Source organism: Leucobacter sp. CX169 (assembly GCF_017161405.1).
Taxonomy (GTDB): Bacteria; Actinomycetota; Actinomycetes; order Actinomycetales; family Microbacteriaceae; genus Cx-87.
Genome location: NZ_CP071051.1, coordinates 1,068,059 through 1,080,287 on the forward strand (window position 1 = coordinate 1,068,059; position 12,229 = coordinate 1,080,287).

At 67.5% G+C, this 12,229-nt stretch carries 8 protein-coding genes; 5 read left to right on the forward strand and 3 right to left on the reverse strand.

Translation table 11 applies throughout. From position 1 onward, the window contains the following. Positions 1-55: 55 nt before the first annotated feature. Positions 56-3,757 carry a chromosome segregation protein SMC gene (gene smc / locus JW030_RS04755; RefSeq protein WP_188044469.1) on the forward strand — a complete coding sequence of 1,234 codons (3,702 nt, stop codon included), beginning with the start codon at positions 56-58 and terminating at the stop codon, positions 3,755-3,757. A 16-nt stretch (positions 3,758-3,773) separates the two neighbouring features. Here smc and JW030_RS04760 read toward each other — a convergent pair whose 3' ends face one another. Both JW030_RS04760 and JW030_RS04765 read right to left on the reverse strand, forming a co-directional pair. Beyond that, positions 3,774-4,307, reverse strand: a complete 534-nt coding sequence (locus JW030_RS04760) for a TetR/AcrR family transcriptional regulator (RefSeq protein WP_188044468.1) — start codon at positions 4,305-4,307, stop codon at positions 3,774-3,776. After that, positions 4,304-4,696: a DUF4260 family protein gene (locus JW030_RS04765; RefSeq protein ID WP_188044467.1), complete on the reverse strand. Its 393-nt coding sequence runs from the start codon at positions 4,694-4,696 to the stop codon at positions 4,304-4,306. Before JW030_RS04765 ends, JW030_RS04760 begins: the two co-directional genes overlap by 4 nt. A gap of 97 nt (positions 4,697-4,793) precedes the next feature. Here JW030_RS04765 and ftsY point away from each other — a divergent pair, with 97 nt between their 5' ends. From ftsY to ffh, 3 genes are read left to right on the forward strand one after another with little or no spacing between them, the layout of a single operon-like run. Beyond that, positions 4,794-5,681 (forward strand): signal recognition particle-docking protein FtsY, encoded by an 888-nt coding sequence (ftsY, locus tag JW030_RS04770; RefSeq protein WP_188044466.1) that lies wholly within the window; start codon positions 4,794-4,796, stop codon positions 5,679-5,681. Further along, the gene (locus JW030_RS04775; protein WP_188044465.1) at positions 5,678-7,456 is read left to right on the forward strand and encodes an alkaline phosphatase family protein; all 1,779 of its coding nucleotides are present in this window, start codon (positions 5,678-5,680) and stop codon (positions 7,454-7,456) included. Before ftsY ends, JW030_RS04775 begins: the two co-directional genes overlap by 4 nt. Before the next feature lie 48 nt (positions 7,457-7,504). Then, positions 7,505-9,058, forward strand: coding sequence for a signal recognition particle protein (gene ffh / locus JW030_RS04780; RefSeq protein ID WP_188044464.1), 1,554 nt, complete (start codon positions 7,505-7,507; stop codon positions 9,056-9,058). A 30-nt stretch (positions 9,059-9,088) separates the two neighbouring features. Here ffh and JW030_RS04785 read toward each other — a convergent pair whose 3' ends face one another. Continuing rightward, complete coding sequence (locus tag JW030_RS04785) at positions 9,089-10,243, reverse strand: glutamate--cysteine ligase (RefSeq protein ID WP_188044463.1); 1,155 nt, start codon at positions 10,241-10,243, stop codon at positions 9,089-9,091. 174 nt (positions 10,244-10,417) lie between these two features. Here JW030_RS04785 and JW030_RS04790 point away from each other — a divergent pair, with 174 nt between their 5' ends. Then, a complete protein-coding gene (locus JW030_RS04790; RefSeq protein WP_188044462.1) occupies positions 10,418-12,184 on the forward strand; it encodes an ABC transporter substrate-binding protein in 1,767 nt (588 codons plus the stop codon). Positions 12,185-12,229 lie beyond the last annotated feature (45 nt).

Below are 12,229 nucleotides of genomic sequence, written 5' to 3' on the forward strand. Positions count from 1 at the left end.
CCGCGGGGCTCAGGGTAGCGTTGTCCCAGCCCGGCGGACGACGAAAGGGGGCCCGGTGCATCTGAAGAGCCTGACTCTCAAGGGGTTCAAGTCGTTTGCCCAGGCCACCACCTTCCGCTTCGAGCCCGGGGTCACCGCCGTCGTTGGCCCGAACGGTTCAGGAAAGTCCAACGTCGTTGACGCCCTCGCCTGGGTGATGGGCGAGCAGGGGGCGAAGACGCTGCGCGGCGGAAAGATGGAAGACGTCATCTTCGCCGGCACCTCGACGCGCGGACCGCTTGGCCGCGCCGAGGTAAAACTCACGATTGATAACTCGGACGGCGCGCTGCCGATCGAGTACAGCGAGGTGACGATCAGCCGCACGCTGTTTCGCAACGGCTCCTCCGAGTACGCGATCAACGGCGAGGGCTGTCGGCTGCTCGACGTGCAGGAGCTCCTCAGCGATTCTGGCCTCGGCCGAGAGATGCACGTTATTGTCGGTCAAGGGCAGCTCGACGCGGTGCTGCGTGCGACGCCCGAGGACCGTCGGGGCTTCATCGAGGAGGCCGCGGGCATCTTGAAGCACCGTCGCCGCAAGGAGAAGACGCTCCGCAAACTCGAGGCGATGGAGACAAACCTCACCAGGCTCTCGGACCTCGCGGGCGAGATTCGCCGCCAGCTGAAGCCGCTCGGGCGCCAGGCCGAGGTGGCGCGCGCGGCGCAGGGCATCGCGGCCGAGGCGCGGGACGCGAAGGCCCGCATCCTCGCCGACGACATCGCGCTGCTGCGTCGAGAGCTCGACGACCTCTCCAAGGGGGACTCCGAGCGGCACTCCGAGCGCATCGTGCTGCAGGAGCAGCTCGAGCAGCGTCAGCTGCGCATCCAGCGCATTGAGCAGGATCAGCAAGGCGACGAGCTCGACGGCGCCCGCAGGGTGACGCTTGCCCTCGAGGCCTCCCGCTCGCGCCTACGCGGCCTCGCCTCGCAGGCGAACCAGCGACTGACCTTCCTGGCAACCCAGGCCGAGGCGCCGGAGCAAACCCACCGGCTCAGCCAGTCCTCAGTGGACGAGGCGGCCGAGGAAGCGGCGGCGCTCGCCGCATTGGTTCCCGCCGCCGAGACGGAGTGGACTGCCGCCGGTGTGCGCACGCAGCAGGCCAAGAACGCGCTCGACGCGCTCGACGAACACATCGCCGCCCAGTCGGCCCTCGTCTCGAAGCACGACCTTGAGCTCTCGAAGCTGCGCGGCCAGGCGACCGCGGCGGCGCAGAAGCACGACGTGCTCGCCGCGGAGGTGCGACGTCGGGAGCAGGCGGTTGCCCAGGCTGACACCCGCGCGGCCGAGGCCGCGGCGGCGCTTTCGCAGTTTGAGGAGGCGCTCGAGGCCGAGTCCGACGCCGACGCGCTGCCCGAGGCCGGGCTCGACGCAAGCTACCAAGAGGCGCAGGATCGCCAGGCCGCCGCCGAGGTCGCCCGCGACGAGCTGCGCGACCGCCTGCACACCCTTGAGCGTGAGCGGTCCGGCCTCGACGCCCGGATCAGCGCGCTCGCGAGTGCGCTCGACCAGCGCGATGCCACCGGACAGCTGCTCGCCGATGCCACCCGCGGTATTCGCGGCCGAGTCGCTGACCATGTGCGAGTTGACGACGGCTACGAGGCCGCCGTGGGCGCGGCGCTCGGCACACTCGCCGAGGCGTTGCTGGCCGACGAACACGACGCCGCGGGCGACGCCCTCGAGGCCGCCCGGGCGGGCGACCTCGGACGGGTCGACATCGTAGTGGCGCAGAGTTCGGTTGCCAGTGGCGCAGCCGCGATCAAGCCCGACGACGCCCCGAGTGTCCCGGGCGCGGTGCACGCGCTCGACGTCGTGCGCGCCCCCGACGGGGTGCTCGGCGTACTCGCCCGCACATATATTGCCAACAGCCTTGACAGCGCGCGTACTGCCGCGCAAGTACTGCGCACGGCGTGGGGCGCCGCGTACACGATCGTCACCCGCGATGGCGAGGTGCTTACCGAATACACGCTGACCGGAGGCTCTGGTCTCGCCCCCTCACGCATTGAACTCAACGCGGACCGCACGTTGGCAGAAGAGCGCCGCGCGGCCGTCGACCGCGAGATCACTGACGCGACCGCCGAGCTCGAGCTCGCCCGCGACGCCGCCTCGCGGGCCAAGGTTGACGCGGCGACGGCGTTCGCCCGGTTGCGCGAGGCCGACGCGCGCGCAGCCTCCATCTCCCAGCAGCGCAACAAGCTGACCGTGCGTGCCGAATCGGCTCGCTCCGAGGCTGAGCGCGTGCAGCAGGCGCTCACCGCGGTGGCCGGATCCGAGGCCGAGTCGGCCGAGGCCGCAGAGCGCGCCGCGCACGCCTTCGCGTCCGTCGAGGCGCAGCCGCGCCCCATGCTGGACGTCGGTGAGCGGAGCGAGCTGGTGAGTGAACTCGACCGCCGACGTGCCGAGGAGGTGGAGCTGCGTCTCCAGCTCGAGACGATGCGCGAACGAGTGCGCGCCGCGGGTGAGCGCACGAAGGCGCTCACGGCCCAGCTCGCTGCCGAGCGACTTGCGGCGGAGGAGGCCGCGCGGCGTGCCGTGCTGCGTGCGCGTCAGGTGGCACGCGCCGAGCACGTCGCGGCCGCGCTACCCGACCTGATCGACGCCTGCGACCGTTCGTTGAACGAGGCACGGATGAATCAGCTCGCCGCCGAGCAGGAACGAGCGAAGCACAGCCAGGAGCTCACGCTGCTGCGCTCGGAGGACGCTGAGCTGCGCGAGCGGCTGCGCGCCCTCACCGAGCGCGCTCACGGCGCTGAGCTCAAGAGCTACGAGCGCAAGCTCGGCCTGTCCTCTCTCTTGGAGCGCGCGGGCAACGAGCTGGGCCTCGTGGAGGACGTGCTGCTGGCCGAGTACGGCCCGGATCAGCCCGTGCCGGTGACCCCGCCGATCGCCGACGTGGCTGGCGCGGACCGTGCGGCGGGCGAAGGCGCCGGCGGCGGCGAGGACGACGGCTTCCCGGATCCTGTGAGCAGCCCGGAGCACGCGACCGCTGTGGTCGAGTCTGTGCCGTACGTGCGCGCCGAACAGGAACGCCGCCTCGCGAAGGCCGAGCGTCGTCTCGCCGAGCTCGGCCGCATCAACCCGCTCGCGCTCGAGGAGTTCGCGGCGCTCGAGCAGCGGCACAAGTTCCTCTCCGAGCAGCTCACCGACCTGGCGCGCACTCGCGCCGACCTCATGAAGATCATTGACGAGCTCGATCACAAGATGGAGGGCATCTTCGCGGCCGCATTTGCCGACACCAAAGCGGCATTCGCAGAGGTCTTCCCGGTGCTCTTCCCCGGCGGATCGGGTGAAATCGCCCTCACGGACCCCGAGCACATGCTCTCGACCGGCATCGAAATGACCGTGCGGCCGGCGGGCAAGAAGGTCGAGCGGCTGTCGCTTCTCTCAGGCGGCGAACGCTCGCTCGCGGCGGTCGCCTGGCTCATCGCGATCTTCCAGGCCCGCCCCAGCCCGTTTTACATCATGGACGAGGTTGAAGCGGCGCTCGACGACGCAAACCTCGGCCGGCTGCTCGAGGTGTTTGCGACGCTGCGCGAGCATTCGCAGCTCATCATCATCACGCACCAGAAGCGCACGATGGAGATTGCTGACGCGCTGTACGGCGTCTCCATGCGACAGGACGGCATCTCCGCGGTGGTCGGTCAGCGCATCGGGCGGGACTCCGCAGGTGAAACTGCGGGCGTGCGCGCAGCTGACGCCGAACGGGAATCTGTCAACATCTAGTTCGGCACTGCCCTGCTCAGAAGGCGCGACCGATCACCTGCCATGCGGCTTCGAGGTCGGCCCCGGGCGGGAAACGACCCGAGAGCTCAAGGCTCACCATGCCGTGCGCGGCCGCCCAGGCGGCACGAGAGCGATCGTGCGAATCTTCGGTCTCGCCAAAGAAGGCGAGCAGTTCGGACATCGCTGCCTGCTCGGCGCCTGGCACCAGGGCGGCGCGAACGAGCGGCCGCTCGGTCATGAGGCGATATCGCTGGGGGCGTTCACGCGCGAACGAGCGGTAGGCGCTGGCAAACGCGTCGAAATGTGTGGTGGGGGTGGCGAGGCTGCCGGATCCTGCTGGAGTTGCGCCATGCAACCGCACGGATAGTTCCAGGAAGCCCCGAGAAATGAGGGCGTGCTCGATATCTTGCGCGCTCGAAAAATGTTTGTACAGGCTCGGCGGCTTGATGCTCGCTGCTCGGGCAAGTGCGCCGATGCCAAAGCCTTCGAGCCCCTCGGTTTCGAGCAGGCTCTCGGCGAGGTCGAGCAGTTCCTCGCGGCGTGCGCTCATCGCACTGCGGCGCGCGGTACACCGACCGGTCGAATGGTGCCGTCTGGCTCACGCAGGCCGTAGCCTGCGACCCGGTCGACTGAGATGTGCAACAGCCAGGCTGATGCCAGAACGGCCAGCGGCCAGAAACCGCCGATGAACAGCAGGACAAGTGAGATTGCGAACAGGACGAGAGGCGGTCCGGGGGAGTGCGCCAGGTTGTAGGCCCGAACTCGCTCGGGCTTGAGCCGCCCGCCGCCGGCAAAGGCGCCAATGAGGGTGAGGTCGGGCAGGATCGCGAAGACGATCGCGACAGTAGCTGCGGGCCATCCAGCGCGGATGCACAGGAAGATGAGTGCTGCAAGGAGCAGGCTCGAGGGGATGAGCCAGAGAAATCGAGCGAGGTTCATTCGGCTAACACTATTAGCCAAAGAGGTGGGGTGCAAGTCTTGCCGGCTTATGACCCCCTGCAGCCTGCTCGCGCCCGCTGACTCGTAGACTGGGCGCATGGCACAGTCGAGTTCTTGGTCCCTGGGCGGCGCGTTCAAGCGGCTCTTCAACGCGAGCGAAGAGATCACCGAAGACACCTGGGACGATCTCGAGACGGCGCTCATTACCGCCGACTTCGGCCCCGACATCTCCGAGTCGATCATTGACCAGCTGCGCGCTGACGTCGATCGCCACCGCGTGACCGACGCGCGCGAGCTGCGCCGCATGCTGCGCGAGAACCTCGAAGAACGCCTCTCGGCCTTCGACCCGACCCTCAAGCTCACCGAGCGCCCCGCCGTCGTGCTGGTGGTCGGCGTCAATGGCGTCGGAAAGACCACCACGATCGGCAAGTTCGCCAAGTACCTCACGACGTTCGATCGCAAGGTCATCGTCGGGGCCGCCGACACCTTCCGCGCGGCGGCGGTCGAGCAGCTCGCGACCTGGACGGAGCGCGCGGGCGTCGATCTCGTGCGGCCCCAGCAGGCCGGGCAGGATCCTGCCTCGGTGGCGTTCCAGACGGTGCAGCGGGCGCAGGAAGGCGGGTATGAGATCGCGATCATCGACACCGCCGGGCGGCTACAGACGAAGGGTGGCCTGATGGACGAGCTCACCAAGGTGCGCCGCGTCATCGAGAAGCTCGCGCCCATCTCGGAGGTGCTGCTCGTGCTCGACGCAACCACCGGCCAGAACGGGCTCGCGCAGGCGGAGGCATTTATTGAGCACGCGGGCGTGACGGGTCTCGTTTTGACCAAGCTCGACGGCTCGGCCAAGGGCGGCTTCGTGCTTGCGGTCCAGCAGCGCACCGGCCTCCCCATCAAACTCATCGGGCAGGGCGAGGGAATCAACGACCTCACCGGCTTCACCCCGCACGTCTTCGCACAGCAACTGGTGGGCGGCTCGGAATGAGTGCCGAGGAGAACTCCGACGGGGTCGACAGCGAGGTCGCTCCCGAGGTTCAGGAAGCCCCGCCGAGTCGACGGAGCTTCCTGAAGGGTGGCGGTCTCGTCGCCGCCGGGCTCGCAGCCGGTGGCGCTGCAGGCATCACCGCCGGGTTCCTTGCAGCGAAGCCGGAAGCGGGCGCCCCCTATATTCCGCAAGAATTTTCTGCGCCCAAGCCCCGCAAGACCCCCGGGTTCGACCATCTCATCGTGGTCATGGGCGAGAATCGCTCGTTCGACAACATCCTGGGATACCTTTACTCGCCTGAGACGCCGCCGCCGGGTGGCAAGTTCGAAGGTCTCGCCTTCGGCGACTACGCCAACGTTGCGCGAGACGGCACCCGCGTGCCGGCGCACCCATACTCGGGGGCCACCGACCACATCATGGGCCGCCCGGAACCGGATCCTGGCGAGGAATACCCGCACGTGAATACGCAGTTGTTTGGCGAGCTCAACGAGCACAATATTGGGCGCGAGATCGAAGACATGATCGAGCCGTTCAACGCGCCGGGGCCGGGCGAACGGGCGAGCATGTCGGGCTTCGTGCTCGATTACGAGACCGACTTCAAACGCATCAAGGGTCGCGCGCCCGAGACGCACGAGCGCGATCAGATTATGGGATCGTTCACCCCCGAGATGCTGCCGGTGGTCTCGACGTTGGCGCGCGAGTTCGGCGTCTACGACCACTGGCACTGCGCGGTGCCGAGCCAGACCTTCTGCAACCGGAGCTTCTTCCACGCGTCGACCTCGCACGGGTTTGTGACGAACAAGCACAACGGCGGGTACCAGAAGTGGTTGAACGCAGCTCCGGCGCCGACGGTGTTCAACCGGCTGGAGGAGGCGGGCCTCAGCTGGCGCATCTACTTCGACGAGCTGCAGCTCGTCTCGTTTACCGGAGTGCTGCACGCGCCCGTGCTCGAGAAGTACTGGAAGACGAATCGTTTCGCGACGATGAGCGAGTTTCATGAGGACATGCGCAACGGCACGATGCCCGACTATGCCTTCGTGGAACCGCGCATGATTTACAACCACAACGACTTCCACCCGCCGGTCGGACGGGTGCATGAGGGCGAGGTCGCGGGTCAGGAAGTCTTCAACGGGGTCGTGTCCGACGTGCGCGCGGGCGACGCGCTGATCCACGAGATTTACTCAGCGCTGCGAAACTCGACCTCTGAGCACGGCTCGAACTACCTGAACACCGCGTTGCTCATCACGTTTGACGAGCACGGCGGGACATACGACCACGTACCTCCGCCCGCGGCGACGCCTCCCGCAGGGCTCTTGCCCGGCGAGATGGGCTTTACCTTCGATCGACTTGGGTGTCGCGTGCCCGCGATCATCGTGTCGGCGCACACCGAGCGCGGCAGCGTGTTCTCGAAGGAGATGCATCACGGCTCGCTCTCGGCGACGCTGAGCGAACGCTTCGGTCTCGAGCCGCTCACCGCGCGCGACGCCGGGGCGCGGACACTGCGCGGCGCGTTTAACCGCAAGGTGCCCAGGCACATCGCTGACTGGCCGAACCCCTCGCCGGCGTTCGTGCCGCCGAACCCGGACATGGCCGAGCACCCGGGCAAGTCCGACCACGGCCGCGAGTTGAGCCCGCCTGCGAACGGGCTGATCGGGCTGCTGATCGAGCGCTTCGGCACGGCGGAGGAACGGCGAAACCCGCCGCGGACGTTCGGCGACGCCTACAAGATCCTGACCAAGTACGGCGACGGACTCTTCGGGGTCGCCGCAAAGTAGCGCGTGGGGGAGCGATCGTGCGGCCGTGGCGGCTAGACTAGGCCCGCTATGGCTACTTTCGGAAATCTGTCCGCTCGGCTCGCCGACACCTTCAAGAACCTTCGCACGAAGGGCAAGCTGTCGGCGTCCGACATCGACGGCACTGTTCGTGAGATTCGACGCGCCCTGCTCGAAGCAGACGTTGCCCTCGAGGTCGTCAAGGACTTCACTGGGCGCGTGCGCGAACGTGCTCTCGGCGACGAGGTCAACCAGGCGCTGAACCCGGCGCAGCAGGTCGTCCAGATCGTCAATGAGGAATTGATCGCGATTCTCGGCGGCGAACAGCGACGATTGCAGTACGCCAAGACCGGCCCCACTGTCATCATGCTCGCCGGCCTCCAGGGCGCGGGTAAGACGACCCTCGCCGGCAAGCTCGCGAAGTGGCTGAAGGGGCAGGGCCACACGCCGCTGCTCGTCGCTTGTGACCTCCAGCGCCCGAATGCCGTCACTCAGCTCGGCGTCGTGGCCGAGCAGGCCGGCGTCGCGATCTACGCACCCGAGCCCGGCAACGGCGTGGGCGACCCGGTGAAGGTCGCGAAGGCGGGCGTCGCCGAGGCGAAGACCAAGCTGCACGACTTCGTGATCGTCGATACGGCCGGCCGCCTCGGCGTCGACGCCGAGCTCATGCAGCAGGCGAGCAACATCCGCAAGGCGATCGAGCCCGACGAGGTGCTCTTCGTCATCGACGCCATGATCGGCCAGGACGCGGTCGCGACGGCGCGCGCCTTCCAGGAGGGCGTCGACTTCACCGGTGTCGTCCTCACCAAGCTTGACGGCGATGCCCGCGGCGGCGCGGCGCTCTCGATCCGGAGCCTCACGGGCCGCCCGATCCTGTTCGCCTCGACGGGTGAGGGACTCGACGACTTCGAGCCCTTCCACCCGGACCGCATGGCGAGCCGCATCCTCGATCTCGGCGACATTCTTACCCTCATCGAGCAGGCGCAGGGCGCCTTCGACGAGGAGGAGGCGAAGAAGGTCGCCGCGAAGATTGCGAGCGACCAGTTCACGCTCGAGGACTTCCTGGGCCAGCTGCAGCAACTGCGGGGGGCCGGATCCATCAAGAAGATGATGGGCATGCTGCCGGGCATGGGCAAGATGCGCGAGCAGATCGAGGGCTTTGACGAGCGCGAGATCCTGCGTACCGAGGCCATCATTCAGTCCATGACGAAGGCCGAGCGCCAGAACCCGAAGCTGCTCAACGGCTCGCGCCGCCTGCGTATCGCAAAGGGCTCGGGCATGACGGTCACCGACGTGAACCAGCTCGTCGCGCGCTTCGAGCAGGCCGCAAAGATGATGAAGACGGTTGCCAAGGGCGGCGTGCCGCAGATCCCCGGCATGGGACCGATTCCCGGCATGGGCGGCCATGGCGGCAAGAAGAAGCAGCAGGCCAAGGGCAAGGGCTCGAAGCGTTCGGGCAATCCCGCCAAGCGTGCGCAGGAAGTCACTGCCGCAGCCGCAGCTCCCGCGGGCACCGGCTTCGGCTTGGGTGGCGGCGCGGGCCAGACGGCCCCGTCCGAGGCGGACCTCGCCAAGATCCAGCAGATGCTGGGCGGCGGGCGCTAGACAGGCCCGGCTCCGCGCAGGATCCGCCCGCTAGCGGGCGATCCCGGCGCGGAAGGCGTCCGCGAGGCCGTGCACCACAGCCCCGAGGGCCTCAGCGCCGGTCGGGTCGGCGAAGCCCTGCGCCGTCTTCAGCTGACGCTCGGCACTGGAACCCGACGTCAGGATGGCGCCCACCTGGGCGAGCTCCGCGCTGCAGCCGAGCGACTCGGCGACCGGGGCGAGCTCGGCGATCAATCGCTCGATGTCCTCGCGGAGGGGCACCTGCGTGCCCTCCCGATCGACAATCACGCGCGCGTCGAGCCCGTAGCGGGCTGCCCGCCACTTGTTCTCGCGGACGTACCAGGGCTGTAGCCGAACAAGTGATTCGCCCCGGTCAAGCCGGCGCTGGCCGTCTTCCACCAGGCACTGAGTGAGCGCGGCCAGAGCGGCGACCTCGTTGAGCGACGACACCCCGTCGAAGCCGCGGAACTCGAGTGTGCCCCAGCGCGGCGATGGCCGGACATCCCAGCGCGCCTCGCTCACGTCGTCGATGACGCCCGTGCGGGTCAGGTCCTCGACGACCTCTTCGAAATGGCCCCAGTCATCGAGGTCCCACGGCAGACCCGCGGTCGGCAGCTGCTGAAACATGAGCGTGCGGTTGGACGCGTACCCGGTCGCCTCGCCGCCCCAGAAGGGACTGGAGGTCGAGAGTGCCAGCAGGTGGGGGAGACGGGCGAGCAGCGCGTGCATCAGGGGGATGACGCGCTCGACGCGGTCGATCCCCAGGTGCACGTGTACGCCCCAAATGAGCATGTTGCGACCCCACCACTGGGTGCGGTCGATGAACCGCTCGTAGCGCTCGCTCGGCGTGACGCGCTCGTCGACCCAGCGTCCGAAGGGGTGGCTTCCGGCACCGACGACGCACGCTCCGTGTGTCTCGGCAGCGTCCTGAACTCGCTGGGCCATGATGCGCAGTTCGTCGACGGCCTCGCCGACGCGCTGGTGCGGCGCGGTCACGAGCTCGATGGTGTTCTCGAGGAGTTCGCGGGTGACGTGGGGCATCTGGGCATCGGCGCCGGGCGCGTTGATTTCGCTCAACAGGGCGGGTGCGATGCTCGCGAGGCTGTGATCCTGCTGGCTGACGAGGGCGAGTTCCCACTCGATGCCCAGCGTCGAGCGGGGCGATGCGGCGAATTCGACGGCCATGCGGGCACCTTTCGGTCGGTCGATGCCAGCCTAGTGCCGGCTGGGGAGGGCACGTGGGCGAAAAGTTCCTCCCAAAGTGCCCTTTGACATGTACAATGGCACTGGTGGTGCGCGGAGCACCCGCTGCCCGGAAACACGGCAGAGCGAACTGGATCAATGACTCAAAGGTGACTCATGGCTCGGAAAACACTCCTCTCAACCGCGGCGCTCGGCGCCGCCGCGATGCTGGTCCTCAGTGGCTGTGCGAGTGGCGGCGGGGGCGGTGGTGACACGGCCGACGGCGACGCCCAAGCTGGCGGCACGCTCAAGGTCCTATCGAACGGCGACGTCGATCGACTTGACCCGCAGCTAACCGCCTACGTTCCCGTGAACAGCGTCGTGCGCTCACTGTCGCGCTCGATCCTGAGCTACGAATCGTCGAACGACGTCGATGCGCGCACTCAGCTCGTGGGAGACCTCGCGACCGAGGTTCCGGTCCCGACCGATGACGGGCTGACCTACGAGATCACGCTGCGCGATGGCGCCACCTGGGACGCCCCGGACGGATCCCGCCCGATCGTGGCCGAGGACGTCGCCCGCGGCATCGAGCGCATTTGCAACCCCCACATCGGGGCCGCGCTCGGCGGATACTTCATCAACCTCATCGAGGGCATGACCGAGTACTGCGACGGGTTCGCCGCAGTCGCTCCCGATGCCGCCGCGATGAAGGCGTACATCGATGAGAACGACATCTCGGGCATCGAGACGCCCGATGAGAAGACTGTTATCTTCCGCCTCGTCGAGCCGGCATCTGACTTCACGTCAATGCTGAGCCTCCCCACGGCAAACCCCGCACCGGTGGAGGTGCTCGACTACCTCCCCGATTCCCCCGAGTACCGCGACAACTTCATCGCGTCCGGCCCCTACACGGTCGGTTCGTACACCCCCGATGTCAAATGGGAGTTCGTGCGGAACGAATCTTGGGACCCGAAGAGCGACGACCTCCGCAAGGCGTACGTCGACACGATCGAGATGACGATGGGTGTCGAGGGCGACGCGGCAATGCAGCAGCTCCAGGCAGGATCCGCCGACATGCTCTTCGATCTCAGCCCCAGCCCGGCGAACATCCAGCAGCTCAAGGCCGCAAACGACGAGAAGTTCACCACGCTGGAAAACGGCGGCATCGATCAGTTCCTCTGGATCAACACAAAGACGGGCAACAATGGCGGTGCCCTGCAAAAGCTCGAGGTGCGCGAAGCGCTGCAGTACGCCATCGACAAGCCGGCCGTCGTTCAGGTGATGGGTGGCTCGGACATCGCGACCGTCACGAACGGCATCTTTGGCCCCGGCATTAACGGGTACGAAGAGTACGCTCCATTCGGCGACAACGGTGGCAAGGCTGATCCGGAGAAGGCGAAGGCCATGCTCAAGGCCGCCGGCGTCGAGAATCTGACGCTGAAGCTGCCGTACCGCAACGTCGGCACCCAGCCGGACATCGCGCAGACCGTGCAGGCAAGCCTCGAGGAGGCCGGCATTACGGTCGAGCTCTTCCCGGTTCCGCCGACCGACTACTACGCCAACTTCATGACGAACCCTGAGAACGCATCGAGCGGTGCGTGGGACGTGGCGCTCGTGGGCTGGTCGCCGGACTGGGTGGGTGGGGCCGCGCGCAGCGTGTTCCAGCCGCAGTTCACCTTCAACGGCACCCCGCAGTCGTATAACTACGTCGACTACAACAACGATGAAGCGAACGAGCTCGCGGCCCAGGCGCTGGCCGCCGAGACACCCGAGGAGGCCGGCAAGCTCTGGCACCAGGTCGATCAGACCGTGATGGCCGACTCGCCGATCGTCAGCATCGTGGCCCGGAAGAAGGCGAACTACCACTCGGACCGCGTGCAGAACTTCGAGATCTATGGACTCGCTCAGAACGGAGACTGGGCAAACGTCTGGCTGAAGCAGTAACTCACCCCGACGGGCTGGCGCGGCGGCGAAGGTCGCCGCGCCAGC